Raw genomic sequence first — 20,383 nt, 5'->3', positions numbered from 1 at the left:
GGCTCTGCCGGTGGTCCTCCGGACGCGGGAAGGCGGCCGGAGCGGTCAGGTCAGTTCCTGTCGTCCTCATCGGGCTCGAACCGGCCCTGGATGACGCGGCCCCGGTTGGCGGCGGGACGCTCCTGCTCGGCCGCGCCCGGGTTACGGGCGCCGCGGGCGGGGCCGCCCGGGCCGCGGCCGAAGGGGTCCCCGGCCGTGCCGGAGGCCCCCGGTCCGCCCGGGCCGAAGGGGCCCTGGTTCGGGATGGTGGCACCGCGGGCCGCGAACTCCTCGTTGACCCGTTCCTGCATCCTGCGCATCCGCCGGGCCGCCCACCCCGCGAACGCCCAGCGCAGGGCGGGGCGGGTGAACGGGGTGGCCAGCAGCAGGCCGACCGCGGCGGTGAGGAAGCCGGGGATGATCAGCAGGATGCCGCCAGCCATCAGCATCAGCGGGTCGAGCAGGCCCTTGCGGGGCTGTTCGCCGGTGCGCATCGCCTCGTCAGCCTGCTGGACGACCTCGCGGAAGGCCCGACCGGTGTGCCGGAGCACCGCCACGCCCAGGACCATCAGCGAGACCAGGGCGGCGAGTGTCCACGGAACGCCGATCTGACCACCGACCCAGATCATCAGTCCCACTTCGGCGAAGGGCAGTGCCATCAACGCCAGCACTGTCAGCAGCGGCATCGTGAACCATCCTCAGAGTCGTGGGCCGAAGGCGGGTGTCCCCTGCTGGGAAGAACGTGTCCGCGGTGTGAATGGTTCCCCCGCTCCGGGGACCTCACGCACTCCGCTGCACGCGTACGCGGCGGCCCACGATGACCGAAGCGATGACAGCGCCCAGTCCGATCGCGGCGATCAGCGCCTCGGGGACCGCGCCGAGCCGGGTCGCGACGGTGGGCCCGTCCATGGCGGTGAGTTCGGCCACGTGGATGTCGGGCTCGGCCTCGGGCGAGGTGTAGGCGACCGTGCCGTCGGGTTCCACCACGGCACTGATCCCGCTGGTGGAGACCACCACGGCGGGGCGGCCGTGTTCGACGGCGCGCAGCTGGGTGATGGCCAGCTGCTGGTCGGACTGGCCGGTGAAGTTGTAGTTCGCGTTGTTGGTGGGGATCACGATGATCTGCCCGCCCGCGGCCACGGACTCGCGCACCGGCGGGTCGAAGGCGACGTCGAAGCAGATCCCCACGGCCAGGGTGGTGCCGGCGATGTCGAGGGCGCCGGGCTCGCTGCCGGGGACGGCGTCGGAGCTGACCTGTTCCAGCCGCGAGACGAAGCGGGTGAAGAAGTCGCGGTAGGGGATGTACTCGCCGAACGGGACGAGGTAGCGCTTCCGGTACACCTCGCCGGGTCCGGTCCCGGGGTCCCAGACCACGCTCTGCACGTAGCGGGTCCCGTCGTCGTTGAAGCGGCTCATCCCCCACAGGAGGGGCACTCCGATGTCGGCGGCGGCATCGTCGATGGTCTGCTCGGCGACCGGGTCGCGGAAGGGGTCGATGTCGCTGGCGTTCTCCGGGAGCAGCACCATGTCGGGTTCGGGGTACTCGCCCCCGCGCACCGCCTCGGCGAGTTCGTGGACGCCGTCGGCGTGGTTGCGGAGCACCTGCATGCGCTCGCCGAGGACCGACATCTCACCGACGTTGGGCACGTTGCCCTGGACCATGCCGACGTTGACGGTCTCCAGGGGCGCCGGGCGTCCGATCGCGGGGGCCAGGAGGCCGCCCAGGAGGACCGCGGCGCCGGCGGCCAGGCCGACGGCGGGGATGAGCACCCGCGGTCTCCCCCGGGCCGGTACGGCGCGCAGGACGGTCCACAGCAGCACGGAGCCGGTGAGGGCGACGGCGAAGGTGACCAGGGGTGAGGAGCCGAGGGCGGCGTAACCCGAGAAGGGCGTGTCCGGCTGGGCGTAGGCGAGTTTGCCCCAGGGAAAGCCGCCGAGCGGCCAGCGGGCGCGTACGGCCTCCTGGGCCACCCACAGGGCGGAGGTCCACAGCGGCCAGTAGGGCAGGCGCACGACCAGGGCGATGCCCATGGCCATGGGCAGGAAGTAGACGGTCTCGGCCCCGGCGATGGCCAGCCACACGTCGATGCCGAAGATGTCCTGCCAGCGCACCAGGGGCACCATCAGGGTGGCCCCGGACAGGGCCCCGAGCCAGGCGGCGCGGCGCGGCCGCGTCCCGCCGACGGCCAGGATCAGGAGTGCGGCACTGAGCGGGCCGAGCCACCACAGACCGTACGGCGGGAGCGCGAGGAGTTGGGCCAGGCCCGCTCCGACCGCGGCCAGAACCCGCCAGAGGAGGTCGAGCCGCCCCCAGCGGTACCCCGGGGCCAAGGGGGACCACAACGTGGTCGGTGCCTCGGAATCCGACGCCGTGGTGTCCGGCGAGGGACTGTCCGGGCCCGGAGCGGACTCCGAACCCTTGTACTCGGCAACCACGTGGGTGCTCGCTTTCCGCTGTCTGATGAGGGACCTGGCGGTCAGCATATTGGGGGGACGCGGAAAAGGCCCGAGCCACCCTTCGGACCGGCTCCGTCCCGTCGGCGGCGAGCTCGGAAGACCGTTGTCTACTGGATGTTCGGGCCTTTTCCGGGTCCAACCCCCCGCCCGGTCGCGGTACTCCGCCCCTCACCCGATCCCAACTGCACCTGGCGCGTGATGCAGCGTCCAATCGGACGAGCGGGGGCCGCACAACCGGTCCGTCCAGTGCTGGACTGGTCGTTAGGTTACCCAGACTCCCCGACCCGTTGCCTCAACCCGGGCGCCGTGTCGTGGCTACCGCGTCAGGCGTCGGGAGGGGAGAAAGTGATGAACCGTCGGACAGGCTAACGCACCTGGGCCCGGCACGCCAGCTGGCCAGGGGTGGTTTGCGCATGACCGCAACCAGATCGAAACCGAAGACGCTATGGACATTTTGATCATGATCCTGTCTGATGTGATCAACAAACCGGCCCGTTTCGATCAACTTCGACCATCGGACCGGAGTGGGGGGTCTCCAGCCACGAGATCCGCCCGCTATCGGACACGCCGGACCACCGACCCAACGCGGGAGCACAGCCATGGCGGAGATCGCCCTCCAGAACGTCGACAAGATCTACGGCGGTGACGTCAAAGCCGTCGACGACCTGAACCTGCAGATCAACGACGGCGAGTTCATGGTGCTCGTCGGCCCCTCCGGCTGCGGCAAGTCCACCGCGCTGCGCATGATCGCGGGTCTGGAGGAGATCTCCGCGGGCACCCTGGTCATCGGCGACGAGGTCGTCAACGACCGGCCGCCGAAGGACCGCGACATCGCGATGGTCTTCCAGAACTACGCGCTCTACCCCCACATGAGCGTCGAGCAGAACCTCGCCTTCGGCCTGAAGCTGCGCAAGGTGCCCAAGGCCGAGATCGCCCGCCGGGTCAGCGAGGCCGCGGAGATGCTCGGCCTGGAGCCCTACCTCAAGCGCAAGCCGGGCGCGCTCTCCGGCGGTCAGCGCCAGCGCGTGGCGATGGGCCGCGCCATCGTGCGCGAGCCGCAGGCCTTCCTGATGGACGAGCCGCTGTCCAACCTGGACGCCAAGCTGCGCGTGCAGATGCGGGCCTCCCTCAACCAGCTGCACGAGCGCCTCGGCGTCACCACCGTCTACGTCACCCACGACCAGATCGAGGCGATGACCCTCGGCGACCGGGTCGCGGTGCTGCGGGACGGCCGGCTCCAGCAGGTCGACACCCCCAAGCGCCTCTTCGACGCCCCCGTCAACCTCTTCGTGGCCGGGTTCATCGGCTCCCCCGCGATGAACTTCGTCGACGCCGAACTGTCCCGCGACGGCGAGGGCGCCGTCCTCAAGTTCGCCGACCACGAGCTGCCGGTCCCGGCCAGCCTGCTCAAGGAGCGCCCGCAGCTGAGCGAGTACCTGGGCCGCTCCCTCATCCTGGGCATCCGCCCCTCCGACTTCAACGACGCCGAGTTCGACGGCAACGACGGCCCGCGCATCGAGGTCACCGCCAGCGTCACCGAGGAGCTGGGCACCGAGATCAACGTGATCTTCGGCATCGACGCCCCGCCGGTGCGCCACGAGGACGCCACGGCCCTGGCCAAGGACGCCGCCGGAGACGGCGAGGAGGCCTCCGACTCCGCCCTGTCGCTGGGCGGCAGCCGTTCGCTGTTCACCGCCCGGGTGAGCCCGCGCAGCAACGTGCGCCCGGGCCGTACGATCAGCCTGTCGGTGGACGTCAGCCAGCTGCACTTCTTCGACCAGGAGAGCGGCCTGGCCATCGGCCACCCCGACAACGCCTGATCCCGCCGACCGGGCCGCGCGGGCGGTGCCCCCATCCTCCGGGGCACCGCCCGCGCCCTCTTTCGGTCGGTCCGGTTCCCGGCCCGCCTCCGGCGTCCGGATCCTGGGCCCTGCGGGCGGGGTCCTTCAGTTGGCGGCCCAGATCGCCGCGTTGAGCGCGGTGGCGAAGGCCACCCAGGCCAGGTAGGGGGCGAACAGGAGCGCCGCCGCCCGGCTGTGCCGCAGAGCCAGCAGGAGGGTCGCGGCCACCGCCGCGGTCAGGAGCGCGATGTCGGCCAGCGCCACCCCGTACAGGGCCGCCCCGAAGAACAGCGGTGTCCAGGCGGCGTTCAACACCAACTGGACCGCGTAGACGGCCAGGAAGGACGCGGCGCCCCGCGTCCCCGCAGCGCGCCACACGAGCCATCCCGCCACGGCCACCAGCACGTACAGGGCGATCCAGACGGGGCTGAACAACCAGGCGGGCGGCGCCCAGGCGGGAAGTTCGAGGTCGGCGTAGACGCCCGCGGAACCGGCCGCGGCGAGGCCGCCGACCAGCGCGGTGGCCAGTACCGCGGCCGCGAAGCAGACCGCGGCCAGCAGCGACCGGCGCGGTGCGGGGGCGGTTCGGACGGTGCTCTCCATCTGCTCCTCCTCGGACGCGGACTCTTCGGGGACCTACCCGTGATCCGGCCTCGGCCACCCGGTCAGTCCTCCCAGGCCCAGTAGACAAACCTTCCCTCTCGGTGACATTCCCTTCGCCCGGGGAACAGGAATCTCTTCCTTGACCGTCGTGTCGGCGCGCTTGAAACATGTGATGGTGCGCAACCGAGCCCCCGGAGCCGCCCTCGCCCCCGAGCCCCTGTCGGTCGTCGACACCCTGCACGGCCGCCCCGTGCCCGACCCCTACCGCTGGCTGGAGACGGCCGACTCCCCCGAGACCCTCCGCTGGTTGGCGGAACGCGACCGGGAGTACCGCCGCCAGGCGGCCACCTGGCCGCTGAGGGAACGCCTGGCCGAACGCATCCGCGCGCTCGTGGACACCGACCTGTGGTCCCCGCCGGTCCACCGGCCCGGAGCCCTGTTCGGCACCGTGCGCCCGGCCGGGAGCGAGCATCCGCGGCTGGTCGTGTGGCCCGACCACCCCGGCTCCGCCGATCCCCCCGTCTCCGCCGACGCCGCCGGTTCCGCCGGCCCCGCGTCCCCCCGCGAACCGCTCGGTCCGCGCACCGTGCACGACCCCTGCGCCGAGGACCCCACCGGGCGGACCACCCTGGACGCCTGGGAACCCAGCCCCGACGGTCGCCTGGTCGCCCTCCAGACCTCCTCCGGCGGGGTGGAGCGCGGCGAACTGCGTGTGCTCCGCGTGGACACCGGAGCGGCCGTCGGACCGACCGTGGCCGGGGTCCGCTACTCGCACGTGGCCTGGCTGCCCGGGTCCGCACGGTCCTTCTACTACGTGCGCCGCGACGGCGCCCGGGGGGTGCGCGGCGTATGGCTGCGCCGGGTCGCCGACGGCGCCGAGTCCCTCGTGTACTCCTGCGCCGGTGCCGGCACCGTCCCGGGCGTGCGGGTGCTGGGTGAGCGGTGGCTGCTGGTCACCGAGAGCCACGGCACCGGGCACCGCACCGACCTGTGGTTGGCCGACCTGTCCACCTCCCCGCCGCAGCGACCCGAGTTCCGACCGGTCCAGGCGGGCCCCGAGGCCGAGACCGAAGCCCGGCTGGGGCCGGACGGTCTGCTGTACCTGCGCACCACCCTGGACGCGCCCCACCGACGCATCTGCGCCCTCGACCCGGCCGCGCCCGCGAGCGGCCTCTCCCCCGAGCACTGGCGCGAGGTGGTCGCCGAGGACCCCGGAGCGGTCCTGGACGCCTTCTGTCCGCACCGGAGCGCGGACGGCACGGCGCTGCTGGTGGTCCGCACCCGGTTGGGCACCAGCGAGGCGACCGTGCACGGGACCGCCGCCGGGGCCCGGGTCCGCACGGTGGAACTGCCCGGCCAGGGCATGGTCTCCGGCCCCGTCACGGCCCCCGACGGCACCCTGTACTTCGGCTACGCGGACGTGGCCACCCAGCAGAAGGTGCTGCGGCTGGCCCCGGGCTCCCACCGACCCGCCCCCTGGCCACCGCGTCCGAACACCTCGGATACACGGGGTGTCCCGGGCGCAGGGGCGGGCTCCGGCGCACCGGGCTCCTCCGGGGCACGGGAAGCCCCCGGGCGCTCCGCGACTGCCGGCTCCCCGCCCTCCCCCACCGTGGAGCGGACCGTCCTCTGGTGCCGTTCCGAGGACGGCACCCGCGTCCCCGTCACCGTCTTCGACGCCTCGGGGGAGCACGCCCCGGGGCCGACCATCCTGCACGCCTACGGCGGCTTCGGCCGCCCGCGCCAGTTCGGGTTCAGCGCGACCGTCCTCGCCTGGCTGCTCTCGGGCGGCCGGTACGCCGTGGCCCACGTACGCGGGGGCGGAGACGCGGGGCGCCGGTGGCACCTGGAGGGTTCGGGACGCCACAAGCCGCGCGCGGTCCAGGACCTGGTGGCCTCGGCCGACGCCCTGGTACGCACCGGCCGGTGCACGCGCGACCAGCTCTGCCTGTCCGGCGGTTCGGCCGGCGGACTGCTCGTACTGGCCGCGGCCACCGCGCGCCCGGACCTGTGCGCGGCGGTGATCGCCTCGGCCCCGCTCGCGGACATGGCCCGTTTCGAACGCATGGGGCTGGGCCGGATGTGGACCCGGGAGTTCGGCACAGTGTCCGATCCGGACGACTTCGCCGCCCTGATGTCCTACTCCCCCTACCACCGGGCCCTGGACGGCGCCCTGCGCACACCGGGGCTGCGTTACCCCGGCGTCCTGCTCACCGGCTTCGACGGGGACACCCGGACCGACGCCGCCCACCCGCGCAAGATGTGCGCGGCCCTGCTGGCGGCCGCCGGGGACCACCGGGAGCGCCCTGCCGCCCTGCTGCGCTACGAACGCGATGTCGGGCACGGCCCGCGTTCGGTCAGCAGGGCGGTCGGGCTGGCCGCCGACGCGCACGCGTTCGCGGCCCACAGGACGGGGCTGACCGGACGCTGACGGCGCACGGGACGGCCCTGGTCATGAGGATCAACGGCACACAGAAAGCGAGGTGCGGTATGGACCCCATCGAGGTTGAGGTCGAGGACCTGGCGGAGGTGACCTCCCGCGACATCACCGCGGGCGGCGACAGTGACGGCACCGACTCCAGCTCGGACTTCATCTGATCCGGTCCCGCCCGGCCCGGCCACCGCGTCCCGGGCCGGGCGGGTCCCCCTCCCCTTGCCGCACTCCCCGCCCCCTTCCCGGAGTCCGCGCGCCCCTCGAACCGTCTTGGAAAGGACAGCCGTGACCGATCCCGGCAGCCTGTTCACCGGAACCCTGTGCGACGTCGTGGGCCGCGACGCACTGACCACCCGACTGTCGGAGGAGTTCGTCTTCGCCGACCTGGGCGCGGAAGCCGTACGCTCGCTCCTGACCTTCGAGGACCTCAACGGTCTGCTGGCCACGTGCGCCCCGGAACCGCCCCGGCTACGGCTGCACCGGGACGGTTCCCCGGTGCCGCTGGACCGCTGGACCGAACAGGGCACGGCCTCGCGGACCGCCCGGCGGATCGTGCGCCCGGAGTCGCTGTACCGGGAGTTGCGGTCCGGGGCGAGCCTGGTACTGGACGGTATGGACCGGATGCACCCGCCGGTGGGCGCGGCCGCCGACGACCTCATGCGTCTCACCCGTGAACGCGCGCAGGCCAACCTGTACCTGATCTGGGGCGAGTCCCGGGGGTTCGACACCCACTGGGACGACCACGACACGGTGATCGTCCAGGTGGAGGGGACCAAGCACTGGCAGGTGCACGGACCGGGTTCGCGCCCGTACCCGATGAAGAACGACACCGACCACTCGCACACCCCGCCCCGGGACGCCGGCGGCGGGCTGCACACGGTGTGGGAGGGGGTGTTGCGGCCCGGCCAGGTGATCCACGTGCCGCGCGGCTGGTGGCACACGGTGACCGGAACCGGGGAGGTCAGCATGCATCTGACCTTCGGTTTCACCCGGGCGACCGGAATCGACTGGGCGGACGCCCTGGTGCGGAGCCTGTTCGCGGAGGAGTCGTTCCGGCAGGACCTGCCCCGGTTCGCGGCCCCGGAGGAACGCCGCAAGCACCGGCACGAACTGGTGGCCCGGCTGGTGGAACTGGCCGAGGACGCGGACCTGGACGCCTTCCTCGCCGAGCGCGACGCGCGCTTCCCCCGCCGCACGTCGTTCTCTCTCCCCTGGGCAGTGGCGGAGGACGTCCCGCCGGCCGGGGCGCGGGTGGAGTTCGTCCCGATCCTGCCGCCGCCGGTGGAGCGTGAGGGCGAGCGAGTCGCGCTCACGGTCTCCGGGAAGCGGTACCGGCTCCCCGCGGTGACCGAACCGGTCCTGGCGGCGATCGCCGAGCACCGGGAGCTGTCGGTGGCGGAGCTGGCCGAACGGGCGGGCGTGAGGATCGAGGAGTGCGCCCGGGTGGTGTCCGCGCTGAGCCGCCACCACCTGGTCCTGGTCCGCTGAGCTCTTTCCGGCCCCGGCCGACCGGCCGGGGCGGCTACCGGCAGTTCCCGCCGGTAGCGCGCACGTAGGCCTCCACACCGTCGAGGATGCGCTGGACGGGGAAGCGCAGCTCCTCCGACAGAGCTGCGTCCGGAGGCCCCTTCTCGAACGTGCCCGCGTCGATGGTCCTCGCGATCGTCGGAAACTCCTGCGGGTCGAGGACCCGGTGCAGGCTCGCCAACCACTCCCGTTCGGACTCGTCCAAGGGAATACCGCTCTTCTGCGCGGCGAGTTCCCTGTCGTTGTCCATGCGGAGCAGGTCGTGCAGCGTGGTGTCGAGCAGCAACAGGATCTGGAGCGACTCGGCGGGGGTGAGTCCGGAGGAGTTGAGTTCGCGTAGGCCCGCCTCCATCCACCTGAGCCCGTTGGGCCCGGTGGGCGGTCCGGGCTTCGAAATGTAGACGTACCAGGGGTGTTCCCGGTACTGGTCGGCCACCCCCTGACACCACGCCTCGATTCCGGCCCGCCAGTCGCCGTCGGTGCGCGGTCCCGGCGGGTGTTCGGACATGGCCACATCCCACATGAGGGTGAGCAGGTCGTCCTTGCTGTCCACGTGCCGGTACAGGGACATGGTCGTGTATCCGAGCCGCTTGGCGACCCGCTGCATGGAGACGGCGTCCAACCCCTCGGCGTCGGCCAACGCGATGGCGGCGTCGACGATCGCCGCACGGCTGAGCTTGGGCTTGGGCCCGCGCTTGGCTCCCTTCCGCAGCCCCCACAGGAGTTCGACCTCGCGGGTGACCCCGGTCGTCGGCTGTTGTTCGCTCGTCATACTCCACCAGTCGTCGGCGTCGCCGTACGCGAACCGCGGCTCCGGTCCGCCTTCTCGGTTGACACCCATCCTAGAACTGTGTATCACTTAAACAGATATGTGTAGTCGATACACAGTTTGCGAGATACGCGATATGACTCGAACTACCTCCGACTCACGACACCCCGCGGCAGCCACGCCCACCGACACCGCTCCACGGCGCCCACCGCCGAAACGCTCCCCCGCCCGCTGGTGGGAGCGGCCGTGGATCCTGCCGCTGGCCCTGTTCAGCGTCGTGTTTCTACTCTTCGCCGTCCCGCCCTACCTGAGCCTGGACCCGGCCGATTCACGCCTGCCGGTGCCGGAGAGCCCGTCCTGGTACTTTCCGGCACTCGTCATCCACGTCTTCGGCGGAGCGCTCATCACGCTGCTGGTGATCCTCCAGGTGTGGCCGTGGCTACGCACCCGCCACCCGGCCGTGCATCGGTGGAGCGGACGGGTGTACGTCCTGGCGGGACTCCCCCTCGTCGGGGTTCCGGCCATGCTCATCGCACCCTTCAGCGAAGCCGGCGCGAGCGCACAGATCAGCGGCTTCGTCTGGGCCGCACTGTGGTCGGCCTTCACCGTCCTGGGCTACGTGATGGCGCGCCGACAGCGGTTCGCCGACCACCGCGAATGGATGCTGCGCAGCTTCGCCCTGGTCTACGGCATCGCGTTCAACCGCGTGTTGCACGTCTTCTTGGTGATGATCACGGCGCCACGGGTGGACACGGCCTACGGAGGCGACTTCGAGGCGATGTCGCTCGACCTCGGCGCCGCGTCGGGCTTCCTGTCGTGGATCCTGCCCCTGCTGTTCGTGGAGTGGTGGATCAAGTACCGCAAGCCCCGTCGCCGCAGTCGCCGGCCCCGGACCACCGACAAGAGGACCGCCTCGCCCGCCGAACCGGACCACTCAGCCTGAACACACGGCACAATTTTCACACCTGTTTCGTGGCCAAGGCAGTGCTCCTGCTCTGACCTGACCTTGGGCCGCACAACGAGCGCCCAGGTTTCGGCAAACAAGTGCCCCGTCACATTGCAACCACAAGATTCGTTAGGATAGCCTCACTTAAGAGGCGCAGGTGAACCCGTCCCCCGGTGGTAGCTGCGACCACACCGCCCCCGGACTTGACGGTTACGCTATGCGACGAAGGGTTGCCAGGTGACTCCAGATCCGCTCGACGCTCTCCGCGGTGTCTGCTCGCGGCTGAAGTTCGCGCCGCTGCCCGAGATCACCAGCCTGGCCGAGCTCCACGGCCGACAGGCGGACGGCGTACAGCAGCACAGCGTCACCTCGATGACCGACCAAGGCCGGCTTCCGGTCCTGTTCGACAAACTCCGGGCCGAACACGGCCCCGGCCACCGGCTCCCGGCCGCCACCAACTTCCTGCGGGTCACCCTGCGCGAGCCCGTCTTCATGGCCGCCGCGTCCCTGTACCTGACCGGCCGCGGGCCGCTGTTCACACCGGACACGCTCCACCTGCCCTGGGACACCGCCCGGTCCCGCTTCGGCACCCCCGCCGTGGCCGACGTCCGCACCGCGGTGCTGCCCGACGACCCGGCCGCCGACCGTCCCGACACCGTGCTCGTCCGTGACGAGGACGAACAGCTGCGGCTCACCGCCGAAGCACTGTTCGCCACCTTCGAGCCCCTCATCGACGCACTGCACGCGCACTCCCGAGCGGGCAAGCGCACCCTGTGGGGCTGGGTGCTCGACACCCTGCACTTCTACATGCTCAATCCGGCCCGATACCTGGGCCAGGACGCCGAGCAGGCCTGGGAGCTGGCCACCCGGCTGGGTGACGCCGTGGTCGCTGCGGGGGCCGTCACCCGCAAACGCCCGCGCCTGTTCCCGTTCGCGCCCGATCACCCCAGGGGAACCTGGGCGGTCCGGGGCACCTGCTGCTTCGACTACAAGGGCGACCCCGAGCACGGCTTCTGCACCACCTGCCCGCTCAAGTGCGACAGCGAACGCCGGGAGGACCTGACGGAGTGGCTGCGCGATCCAGCGCTGGCCCCCTGACAGGGCCCCGGCAGAGTCCGCGGCCCGTCGCGCCCGGACCGCGGGCGCCCCTGAGGCGGTGACCCCTCCCGCAGGCGCCCGGACCAGCCGTCCGGAACCTCCACCGGGCCGGTGCGGCACGGCTCGAAGACCAATCGATCGGGTGGCCTCCCCTCGGCCGTGATCGCGCCGCTGGTGTTCCGTCCCGGGGTCCGCTGCACCGCGCGGTCTCGTCGGCGTCCGTCTAGGAGCCGCCTGCGGCGATCAGGACCAGCGCGGCACAACCGCCCAGAACCAGGAGCAGCAGGAGCAGGACACCGCAGCCGATCCCGATGATCTTGCCCCACGGCGTCTGCCTGGGCGGAGGCGGGCGGAACCCGCCCGGACCGCCGTACCCGCCGGGGGTCTGGTACGTGCCCGGCGCACCCGCGTACTCGCCGCCCGGCGCTCCGGGGTACTCGCCGTAGCCGGGGGCATAGCCCGCGTGCTCGTACCCGGCCTGGGCGGGCCCGTTCGGCCCCTCCGAGAGCTCCCCCGGGTCCACCGGTCCGGGCTGCGCACCGGCGGGGTGCCCCGTCGGGTACCCGTGGGGCGGTCGGCCCGGGGGCGGGCCGAGGTACGGCCGGGGGTCGCCGGAAGGAGGTTCGTACGCGGTGGATCCGTGTTCCGGTTCCCCGGGCGGTTGCGGACCACCCACGCTCGGATCACCGGGGTCGCCCGGCCGCCACTCCTCCGGTGGACGGTGGTTCACCGGATCCCGTTCCGACCGCTCCCCGGCCCCTTCCTCGGGTTCCCGGTCACTCAATGAGAACACCCCTTCGTCCGGCGGCACGAGCCCGCCTTCCTCGGCGGGCGCCTCGAAACTGCACCGTAACCGCGTAAAGAGAGGTTTGAGGAAAGCTCACCGGGCGTTTCCGGTAAAGGTCCGGATGTGTTTGCCCCGGGCCGGTCGCGCCGCCCGGTCAGCCCGCCCGAAGGTCCCGTTCGGCACGGCCGCGGGAGAGCAGGGCGCGGGCCGCGAGCACGAACACCGGGACGGTGAACAGGGCCGCGAACACGTTCAGGCCGCCGAAACCCGCCGTGGCCAGGACCACGCCGGAGAGCGCGCCGGACGCCGCGCCGCCCAGGTTCATCGCCAGGTCGCTGAAGCCCTGGGCGCGCGGTCGTACCTCGGCGGAGAGCGACTCGGCGAGCAGGGTGCTGCCGGACACCAGACCGAAGGACCATCCCAGACCGAGCAGGACCAGGCCAGTGGTCACCAGCGCCTCGTCGTGCCCCGCGGTGCCCGAGACGGCGGTGGCCGCGAGCAGGACCACCTGCCCGGCCAGGAGCACGGGGACACGCCCGAAGCGGTCCGCGAGCCAGCCCACGAGCGGGGAGAACGCGTACATGCCGGCGATGTGCAGGGAGATCGTCAGGCCGATGACGGTGAGCGCGGACCCGTGGTGCGACATGTGCACCGGGGTCATGGTCATCACCGCGACCATGACGGTGTGGCTGGCCACGATGCCGACCACGGCCAGGAGCGCGGCCGGGCTGCGGCCGATCGCCCGGAGGCCGTCGGCCAGGGTGAGTTTCGCCTTCAGCGCCCCGCCCCGGTCGCGTTCGACCCGTTCGGCCTCGGCCGTGGCGGCCAGCAGGGGGTCGGGACGCAGCAGCGCGCCGATGAGGGCGGCGCCGCCCAGGAAACCGGCCGTGGTGAGCAGGACCGGGCCCAGGAGGTCGGTCAGCCCCAGGGACTCGGCCAGGCCTCCGGTGGGGCCGATCAGGTTGGGGCCGACCACGGCGCCCACGGTGGTCGCCCAGACCACGACGGACAGGTCGCGGCCGCGGGTGCGTTCGGTGGCCAGGTCGGCCGCCGCGTGCCGGGCCTGGAGGTTGGTGGCGGTCCCCGCACCGATCAGCACCATCCCGGCCAGGAAGAGCGCGAACAGCTCCCACACGGTGGCGGCGATGACGACGGTCCCGCCCAGGGCGCCCAGGAGCCAGCCCAGGGCGAGGCCGGGGCGGCGGCCTCTACGGGCGGCGGTGGCGGCCAGGGGCAGTGCGAAGACGGCCGCGCCCAGGGTGATCATGGTGGTGGCCATCCCGGACCAGGTGTCCGAACCGCTCAGGTCCAGGGCGATGAGCGCGCCCACCGCCAGCATGGCGCCCATACCGATACCGCCGACGACCTGGGCGATCATGAGGACCAGGACGGTACGCCGTTGCAGCCTGGTGCGTTCCGCCTCGGTGAGGGCGTTCCCGCCCCGGGTGATTTCTGTGGACACTGGACCGACACTCCGATTCATCCGCCTGACAGACGAATCGTAGCTCGCTGGGATTTTCGCGGATCATACGGGGCAAAAGGGATGACTTGCAGGATGCGGACCGCTCACCCGCCGGGGATCCCGGTCCGGGACCGCACCCGGCCGTACCGCCACCGCAGGAAGTCGTGCTCGCGCTCGACGTAGCGCATCTCGGCGTACAGCAGGTCGGGGTCCTGCGCGTGGACGACCACCCCGCCCTCCGGAACCACCGGCCAGCAGGCGTACGCCCAGAAGCACCGGGTGTAGACCCCCCAGAGGACGACCCACGCTCCCTGCTTCTGCCACTCGATGTGTTCGGCGACCCGACGCCGTTCCTCGTCCCGTTCGTCCATGCCGCCTCTGGGCATACCCGGCGCCCGGACGACCGATCAGGCCGGAACCGGCCAGGATGCGGGGTTTCCCGGCCCCCACCCGGTTCCACCGCACCCCGGGGCGCCCTCCTGGAGCACCCCGGCCGCACGGCCCCCGCCACAGACGAACGCCCGTGCCGGGGCACGGGCGTTCGGGACGCTGCGGATGGCGAACGGTTCAGCGACCGGCGACGAGACCGCTGCCGGGGACCGGCTCTGCCGGGTCGTTGCCCAGTGCGACGATCTTGTTGTCGCGGTCCACGTGCACGATGTGCTGGACGTGGTCGGCCCGCTCCCTCTCGTCCACCTGGGCGTACCCGATGAGGATGACCAGGTCGCCGGGGCTCACCAGGCGCGCCGCCGCGCCGTTGATCCCGATGACACCGCTGCCCCGCTCACCGACGAGGGCGTAGGTGACCAGGCGGTTGCCGTTGTCGATGTCAACGATGTGGACCTGCTCGCCGTCGACGATGTCGGCGGCGTCCATCAGGTCGGCGTCGATGGTGACCGAGCCCACGTAGTGCAGGTCGGCCTGGGTGACCGTGGCACGGTGGATCTTGCCGTTCATGAGGGTGCGCAGCACTGCTGAAGCCTCGTTTCAGGACGTCTTGCGGACTACAGGCCCCGTCCGGGGTCCCGTGCTTATCCCATAATGGCGCCCCCGGTGACCCGGTTCGACCACCGGGGCCCCACTACGCCTCGAACGCCCGCCCTCGTCCGGTTGTTCCGCAAGGCCCCGCTCCCCGGGCCCCGCGGACACCGCAAGCGGGACCACCGCGGTCGGGGCCGGGGACCTAGTTGAAGGAGGAGTAGGCGACCACCCCGCGGCGGACCAGGTCCGAGGCCTTGCGGGCGTTGGACCGCATCCGGGGGTCGGCGGCCGCCCCCGCGATCTGGCTGAGCATGTCCACCAGCATCTTCGCGGTGCGCACGAAGTCCCCCGCAGTCATCTCGGACTGGCGCAGGATCGCGTCGAGCCGGTCCCCGCGCGCCCAGCGGTGCGCGGTCCACACGAAGCCGAGGTCGGGCTGGCGCAGGAACGAGACCCGGTGCCGGGCCTCCACCTCGTTGAGCTCCCCCCACAGACGCACCATCTCGGTGAGGGCCTCCTCGACCTTCCCCTCCGGCAGGCGCGGGAAGGCGTCGTCGTTCCGGCGCGCCTCGTAGACCAGGGCCGCGGCGCACGCGGCCAGTTCCACCGGGTTGAGGTCGTCCCACACGCCCCGGCGCAGGCACTCGGCGACCAGCAGGTCCAGTTCGGAGTAGATCTTGGCGAGCTTGCCGCCCTCCTCGGAGACCTCGTCGCCCGACAGGTACTCCAGGTCCTCCAGGACACCGCACACCCGGTCGAAGGTACGGGAGATGACGTGCGAACGCCCCTCCACCCGGCGGCGCAGCGATTCCGTCTCCTTCTGCAGGCGGAAGTAGCGCTCGGCCCAGCGAGCGTGGTCCTCACGGTCGGAACAGCCGTGGCAGGGGTGCTTCTTCAGCGCGGAGCGCAGCCGACGGACCTCGGGGTCCTCCTGCTGGTCGCGGCGACCGCCCCGTCGTTCGTAGGAGGGGTCGGTGCCCTGCTCCCTGAGTTTGTTGCGCAGGGTCGAGGCCAGGTCCTGGCGCGAACGCGGGGAGCGCGCGGAGAAGGACTTGGGGATGCGCATCCGTCCCGAGGGGTGCACCGGGATGTTGAAGTCGCTGGCGTTGACCCGCTTGACCTGCTTGTCCGCGGTCAGGACCAGTGGTGCGGGCAGGTCGTGGCGCAACCCGGGGTCCAGGACCACGGCGTGCCCGGAGAAGCGGCCCGAGGGGATGCGGATGATGTCGCCGGTACGCAGCCGCTCCAGACTCTCCAGGGCCTCGTCCCGGCGCTGGGCCGAACGGTTCTTCGCGAGCGCGGCCTCACGGTCGCTCAGGGCCCGGCGCAGTCCCGCGTACTCCATGAAGTCGCCCAGGTGGCACTCGGCGGCCTTGGCGTAGCCCTCCAGGGCCTCCTCGTGTTTGCGCAACTGCTTGACCAGTCCGACCACGGCCCGGTCGGCCTGGAACTGGGCGAAGGAGGCCTCCAGCATGTTGCGGCTGCGCCGACGGCCGACCTGGCCGACCAGGTTGACCGCCATGTTGTAGGAGGGTCGAAAGCTGGAGTTGAGCGGGTAGGTGCGGGTGCCCGCCAGGCTGGCCACCGACTCGGGGTCGGTCCCGGCCTGCCAGACCACGACCGCGTGCCCCTCCACGTCGATGCCCCGCCGTCCGGCCCGCCCGGTGAGCTGGGTGTACTCGCCGGGGGTGAGCGCGGCGTGGGTCTCGCCGTTCCACTTGTCGAGCTTCTCGATCACCACGGTGCGGGCGGGCATGTTGATGCCCAGGGCCAGCGTCTCGGTGGCGAAGACCGCCCGGATCAGGCCTTTGGAGAACAGGTGCTCGACGATCTCCTTGAAGGTGGGCAGCATGCCCGCGTGGTGCGCGGAGATCCCCGCCTCCAGCGCGCGCAGCCAGGAGTCGAAGCCGAGCACGCTCAGATCCGCGCGGGGGATGTCCGCGCAGCGCGTCTCGGCGTACTCACGGATCTGGTCCGCCTCCTCGGGCGTGGTGAGCACCAGGCCCGAAGCCACGCACTGGCGGACGGCGTCGTCACAGCCCGCCCGGCTGAAAATGAAGGTGATCGCCGGGAGGAGCCCCTCGGCGTCCAGTTCCTCGATGATCATCGGTCGGGTGGGCGGGGCGAACCGGGTGCGCGGACGCACGTTGCCGCGGGCCCTGGTCTGCGGGTGGCGGCGCCGGTTGGCCAACTGGGTGGTGCGCGCGTCGTCCTCGGCGGTACGGCTCAGATACGGGTTGATGAGCAGTTTCTGCCCGCCCACCCGGATCTCCTGGGGGCGCTGGTGCTGGAGCCGGCGCCGTTCCCGCTTGCGTCGGCTGCGGCCGCCCCCCTCCTCGGCGTCCGCGGGCTCCTCCTGCTGCTCGACGAACAGGTCGTGGATCCGTTTGCCCACCATGACGTGCTGCCACAGCGGAACGGGACGCTTCTCGTCGACGATGACGGTGGTGTCGCCGCGTACCTGTTGGAGCCACTCACCGAACTCCTCGGCGTTGCTGACGGTCGCGGACAGGGCGACCATGCGCACCGACTCGGGCAGGTGGATGATCACCTCCTCCCAGACCGCGCCGCGGAACCGGTCGGCGAGGTAGTGCACCTCGTCCATGACCACGTAGGCCAGCCCGCCCAGGGTGGACGAACCCTCGTAGAGCATGTTGCGCAGCACCTCGGTGGTCATCACGACCACGGGCGCCTCACCGTTGACGCTGTTGTCACCGGTCAGCAGTCCGACCTGGTCGGCGCCGTAGCGTTTGACCAGGTCGTTGTACTTCTGGTTGGACAGGGCCTTGATCGGCGTGGTGTAGAAGCACTTGGTGCCCTCGGCCAGGGCCAGGTGCACGGCGAACTCGCCGACCACGGTCTTGCCGGATCCGGTCGGCGCGGCGACCAGCACCCCGTGTCCGCCTTCCAGGGCCTTGCAGGCCCTGATCTGGAAGGGATCGAACTCGAACCCGTAGAGCCCCTGGAAGGCCTCGATCGCGGCGCTGGAGGCGCTCTGGCGCCGACGGAAGGCGGCGTAACGCTCGGAGTGACTACTCATAGGTCTCCCAGCCTATGAGGTCAGCTCCAACATCTCGACCGCCTTGGGCACCACCTCGCACACCAGTGTCGGCGGTCCGATGCGTTCCCCGTCGGCGTAGGCCGCCCCCGCGTCGCCCCGGATGGTGACGGTACGCCCCCGCACGGAGACCACCTCGTCGAGACCGAGGTGGCTTCCGGTGAAGACCTTGGGGAACATGCGCAGGAAGCGGCCGAGCGGCCCCTGCCTGACGAAGACGACGTCGAGCAACCCGTCGTCGGGGACGGCCTCGGCACACACGTGCATGCCGCCGCCGTAGGCACTGGTGTTGCCGACCGCCACCAGCATGCCGGGTTCGGCGATCCGGTGTTCGTCGATGTCGATCTCGAAGTCGACGGGCTGGAAGGAGCGCAGCTCGGCGAGGAGCCCGACCAGGTAGCCGGCACGGCCGACACCGAAGCGGAAGTTGTTCACCCGCTCATTGACCCGGGCGTCGAAACCGCAGGCCAGAACGCTCATGTAGTAGCGCTGGGCGCCGTCGGCCGCGGTCAGGCGGACCACGTCGCTGGGGCGGGTGCGGCCGGCCAGGATCGCCTCGGCCGCCTTGTGTGCGGAGCCGCGCGGGACGCCGAAGGCGCGGGCCACGTCGTTGCCGCTTCCCGCCGGGATCACCGCCAGGGGCACGCCGGTACCGACCACGCCCTGGAGTGCCTGGTGCACCAGACCGTCACCGCCGACCGCGACCAGTGCGTCGGGGCGGTCCGCGGCGGCCAGGCGGGCCAGGCGACGGCTGTCAGCAGCGGAGCGGCCGGTGTAGACGTGCACACGCGCGCCCGCGTCGCGCAGGGCCGCCTTCAGGCGCACCGCGATGACGGCGGCGCGGCGCCGGCCCGAGGCCGGGTTGACCAGAAGAGCGATGTGAGGGGGCATATGCCGGTCCTTAACTACCCGGAGCCGGGGTCAAAGGGGTGTACGGGGCCGGGTGAGGTACCCGCACACCCGCGCCCGGGCGCAGGCGCCGCTCAGTCGTCCCGGGTCGCGGACCCCTGCTCGGTCTCCTCACGCTGGCGGCGATGGTACTCCTCCATCGCCTCCGGCGTGTTCAGCGGGGAGGGCACCCAGGTCGCCTCGACCTCGGCCTGACCGCGCTGGATCGCGATCTCCTCCTCGGTGAGGTACTCCTCGGGGATGTCGAACTCGCCGTCACGGGCGCCCAGGACGAAGGCCTCCCACTCGGCGGGGGTGAAGAACAGGGTGCCCTTCTCCGGTGACTTGCCGTCCCGCACCGCACGGAAGCCGTCGTCGAACTCGGCGACCTCGACGACCGCCTCGGAGTCCGGCTTGGACAGGGAGGAACGCATCCACACGGCGTGGGTGGTGTCGTGCCACTTCTCGTTGCCCATGGCCTCGGGCGGCAGTTCCTTCTTGGCCTCGGTCTGCTCGCTCATCTGGTGTTCCTGGTCTTCCTGGTTCCTGGAGCTCGGTGTGGGTGGAGCTCGCTCTGGCAGCGGTGTCCGGGTCGACGGCGGGCCAGGGGCGTGTGGGCGTCCGGGCCCGCCACCGACTGTTCCCAGCCGAACCCTAGCGCTTCCCGAACGGCCTCAGGGGCGCTTGCCGGATTCGCCCTCGGAGTCGGGCTCGTCCAGCGAGGAAGGCGTGTAGTCCAGGTCGGAGGGCAGGTCGTCGAGCTCGGAGATCTCGTCGTCGTCGAGGTTGCCGGCGGGGTCGTTGCGCCGTCTGCGGCGGTCGTTGAAGAAGCAGAACAGCTCGGCGAGCTCGAAGAGGACGATGAGGGGGATCGCCAGGGCCAGCATCGAGATGGGCTCGGCCGGGGTGACGACCGCCGCGATCAGGAAGGCGGAGAAGATGATGACCTGACGCCACTTGACGATGGCCTCGTGGCTGAGGATGCCGACGATGTTGAGCAGGACCACCAACAGCGGCATGACGAAGCCGAGACCGAACATGCCCATCATGATGAGCATGTAGCTGAGGTACTCGCCGATGGTCAGGAACGGGTCCGCGTCCTCGGGCAGGAAGCCGAACAGCATCTGGAGGGCAAGCGCGGTGATCGAGTACGCCAGGGCCGCGCCCGAGACGAACAGGAGGCCGGCCAGCGGCGCGAAGATGTAGGCGTACTTCTTCTCGTTGCCGTGCAGCGCCGGGGCGACGAAGGCCCAGAGCTGGTAGAGCCAGAGCGGCGCGGTGACCAGGGCTCCGACGAACAGCCAGACCTTGAAGGCGACGAAGAACGCGTCGAAGGGCCCGGTGACGATCAGGGAGCAGCCGCCGCCCTCGACGACCTGGGAGGCGGGCAGCGAGCAGTAGGGCTCGGTGAGGAAGTTCCACACCTGGTCGTAGAAGACGGCGCCGACCACCGAACCCAGGCCCAGGATGAGCAGTGCCTTGGCCAACCGGTTGCGCAGCTCGCGCAGGTGGTCCATGAGCGGCATCCGGGCGTCCGGGTTGGCCGATCGGCT

Annotated in this window: 17 protein-coding genes; 5 read left to right on the top strand and 12 right to left on the bottom strand. The window is 71.4% G+C overall.

What is annotated here, in order from left to right:
• Positions 1-50 precede the first annotated feature (50 nt).
• Both ACUKCB_RS04505 and lnt read right to left on the bottom strand, forming a co-directional pair.
• Complete coding sequence (locus tag ACUKCB_RS04505) at positions 51-665, bottom strand: FxsA family protein (RefSeq protein ID WP_473039188.1); 615 nt, start codon at positions 663-665, stop codon at positions 51-53.
• Positions 666-759: 94 nt separating this feature from the next.
• Entirely contained in the window at positions 760-2,415 is a 1,656-nt protein-coding gene (lnt, locus tag ACUKCB_RS04500) for an apolipoprotein N-acyltransferase (RefSeq protein ID WP_473039187.1), read from the bottom strand.
• A gap of 620 nt (positions 2,416-3,035) precedes the next feature.
• Between lnt and ACUKCB_RS04495 the strand changes: the two genes are divergently transcribed.
• A complete protein-coding gene (locus tag ACUKCB_RS04495) occupies positions 3,036-4,256 on the top strand; it encodes an ABC transporter ATP-binding protein (RefSeq protein WP_473039186.1) in 1,221 nt (406 codons plus the stop codon).
• A gap of 126 nt (positions 4,257-4,382) precedes the next feature.
• On the opposite strand, the gene ACUKCB_RS04490 is transcribed toward ACUKCB_RS04495, so the two are convergent.
• Positions 4,383-4,880: a TspO/MBR family protein gene (locus ACUKCB_RS04490; protein ID WP_452547480.1), complete on the bottom strand. Its 498-nt coding sequence runs from the start codon at positions 4,878-4,880 to the stop codon at positions 4,383-4,385.
• A 172-nt stretch (positions 4,881-5,052) separates the two neighbouring features.
• On the opposite strand from ACUKCB_RS04490, the gene ACUKCB_RS04485 reads away from it, so the two are divergent.
• Together ACUKCB_RS04485 and ACUKCB_RS04480 are read left to right on the top strand one after the other, a co-directional pair.
• Entirely contained in the window at positions 5,053-7,311 is a 2,259-nt protein-coding gene (locus tag ACUKCB_RS04485; RefSeq protein ID WP_473039185.1) for a prolyl oligopeptidase family serine peptidase, read from the top strand.
• Between the two features lie 288 nt (positions 7,312-7,599).
• On the top strand, positions 7,600-8,802 hold the full coding sequence (locus tag ACUKCB_RS04480; RefSeq protein WP_473039184.1) for a JmjC domain-containing protein: 1,203 nt from the start codon (positions 7,600-7,602) through the stop codon (positions 8,800-8,802).
• A gap of 34 nt (positions 8,803-8,836) precedes the next feature.
• Here the strand turns inward: ACUKCB_RS04480 and ACUKCB_RS04475 are convergent, their stop codons facing one another.
• Positions 8,837-9,613, bottom strand: coding sequence for a TetR/AcrR family transcriptional regulator (locus tag ACUKCB_RS04475; RefSeq protein WP_473040920.1), 777 nt, complete (start codon positions 9,611-9,613; stop codon positions 8,837-8,839).
• A gap of 133 nt (positions 9,614-9,746) precedes the next feature.
• On the opposite strand from ACUKCB_RS04475, the gene ACUKCB_RS04470 reads away from it, so the two are divergent.
• Positions 9,747-10,553, top strand: a complete 807-nt coding sequence (locus ACUKCB_RS04470) for a DUF2306 domain-containing protein (protein WP_473039183.1) — start codon at positions 9,747-9,749, stop codon at positions 10,551-10,553.
• A 240-nt stretch (positions 10,554-10,793) separates the two neighbouring features.
• Positions 10,794-11,654, top strand: coding sequence for a ferric iron reductase FhuF-like transporter family protein (locus ACUKCB_RS04465; RefSeq protein WP_473039182.1), 861 nt, complete (start codon positions 10,794-10,796; stop codon positions 11,652-11,654).
• Between the two features lie 223 nt (positions 11,655-11,877).
• On the opposite strand, the gene ACUKCB_RS04460 is transcribed toward ACUKCB_RS04465, so the two are convergent.
• The 8 genes from ACUKCB_RS04460 to tatC all read right to left on the bottom strand — a co-directional run bounded on the left by ACUKCB_RS04460 (position 11,878) and on the right by tatC (position 20,356).
• Positions 11,878-12,177 carry a hypothetical protein gene (locus ACUKCB_RS04460; RefSeq protein ID WP_473039181.1) on the bottom strand — a complete coding sequence of 100 codons (300 nt, stop codon included), beginning with the start codon at positions 12,175-12,177 and terminating at the stop codon, positions 11,878-11,880.
• Between the two features lie 418 nt (positions 12,178-12,595).
• Positions 12,596-13,903, bottom strand: a complete 1,308-nt coding sequence (locus ACUKCB_RS04455) for an MFS transporter (protein ID WP_473039180.1) — start codon at positions 13,901-13,903, stop codon at positions 12,596-12,598.
• 104 nt (positions 13,904-14,007) lie between these two features.
• Positions 14,008-14,274 carry a hypothetical protein gene (locus tag ACUKCB_RS04450; protein WP_473039179.1) on the bottom strand — a complete coding sequence of 89 codons (267 nt, stop codon included), beginning with the start codon at positions 14,272-14,274 and terminating at the stop codon, positions 14,008-14,010.
• Positions 14,275-14,470: 196 nt separating this feature from the next.
• Positions 14,471-14,875 (bottom strand): aspartate 1-decarboxylase, encoded by a 405-nt coding sequence (panD, locus tag ACUKCB_RS04445; protein ID WP_191271696.1) that lies wholly within the window; start codon positions 14,873-14,875, stop codon positions 14,471-14,473.
• Positions 14,876-15,086: 211 nt separating this feature from the next.
• Positions 15,087-17,924 (bottom strand): DEAD/DEAH box helicase, encoded by a 2,838-nt coding sequence (locus ACUKCB_RS04440; RefSeq protein WP_473039178.1) that lies wholly within the window; start codon positions 17,922-17,924, stop codon positions 15,087-15,089.
• A 12-nt stretch (positions 17,925-17,936) separates the two neighbouring features.
• Complete coding sequence (locus ACUKCB_RS04435) at positions 17,937-18,833, bottom strand: diacylglycerol/lipid kinase family protein (RefSeq protein ID WP_473039177.1); 897 nt, start codon at positions 18,831-18,833, stop codon at positions 17,937-17,939.
• 92 nt (positions 18,834-18,925) lie between these two features.
• On the bottom strand, positions 18,926-19,351 hold the full coding sequence (locus ACUKCB_RS04430) for a DUF397 domain-containing protein (RefSeq protein WP_473039176.1): 426 nt from the start codon (positions 19,349-19,351) through the stop codon (positions 18,926-18,928).
• 153 nt (positions 19,352-19,504) lie between these two features.
• Complete coding sequence (gene tatC, locus ACUKCB_RS04425; RefSeq protein ID WP_473040919.1) at positions 19,505-20,356, bottom strand: twin-arginine translocase subunit TatC; 852 nt, start codon at positions 20,354-20,356, stop codon at positions 19,505-19,507.
• Positions 20,357-20,383: the final 27 nt, after the last annotated feature.

Source organism: Nocardiopsis moroccensis, from assembly GCF_055763695.1.
The sequence above is the reverse complement of the archived record's forward strand: the minus strand, read 5'-3'. Positions and strand labels throughout refer to the sequence as shown.

Excerpts from the sequence above, each read along its gene's own strand:
- ACUKCB_RS04475 (WP_473040920.1), bottom strand. The coding sequence starts at position 9,613 with ATGACGAGCGAACAACAGCCGACGACCGGGGTCACCCGCGAGGTCGAA.
- ACUKCB_RS04430 (WP_473039176.1), bottom strand. The coding sequence starts at position 19,351 with ATGAGCGAGCAGACCGAGGCCAAGAAGGAACTGCCGCCCGAGGCCATG.
- ACUKCB_RS04470 (WP_473039183.1), top strand. The coding sequence starts at position 9,747 with ATGACTCGAACTACCTCCGACTCACGACACCCCGCGGCAGCCACGCCC.
- ACUKCB_RS04435 (WP_473039177.1), bottom strand. The coding sequence starts at position 18,833 with ATGCCCCCTCACATCGCTCTTCTGGTCAACCCGGCCTCGGGCCGGCGC.
- ACUKCB_RS04495 (WP_473039186.1), top strand. The coding sequence starts at position 3,036 with ATGGCGGAGATCGCCCTCCAGAACGTCGACAAGATCTACGGCGGTGAC.
- ACUKCB_RS04505 (WP_473039188.1), bottom strand. The coding sequence starts at position 665 with ATGCCGCTGCTGACAGTGCTGGCGTTGATGGCACTGCCCTTCGCCGAA.
- ACUKCB_RS04450 (WP_473039179.1), bottom strand. The coding sequence starts at position 14,274 with ATGGACGAACGGGACGAGGAACGGCGTCGGGTCGCCGAACACATCGAG.
- ACUKCB_RS04490 (WP_452547480.1), bottom strand. The coding sequence starts at position 4,880 with ATGGAGAGCACCGTCCGAACCGCCCCCGCACCGCGCCGGTCGCTGCTG.
- ACUKCB_RS04485 (WP_473039185.1), top strand. The coding sequence starts at position 5,053 with ATGGTGCGCAACCGAGCCCCCGGAGCCGCCCTCGCCCCCGAGCCCCTG.
- tatC (WP_473040919.1), bottom strand. The coding sequence starts at position 20,356 with ATGCCGCTCATGGACCACCTGCGCGAGCTGCGCAACCGGTTGGCCAAG.
- ACUKCB_RS04440 (WP_473039178.1), bottom strand. The coding sequence starts at position 17,924 with ATGAGTAGTCACTCCGAGCGTTACGCCGCCTTCCGTCGGCGCCAGAGC.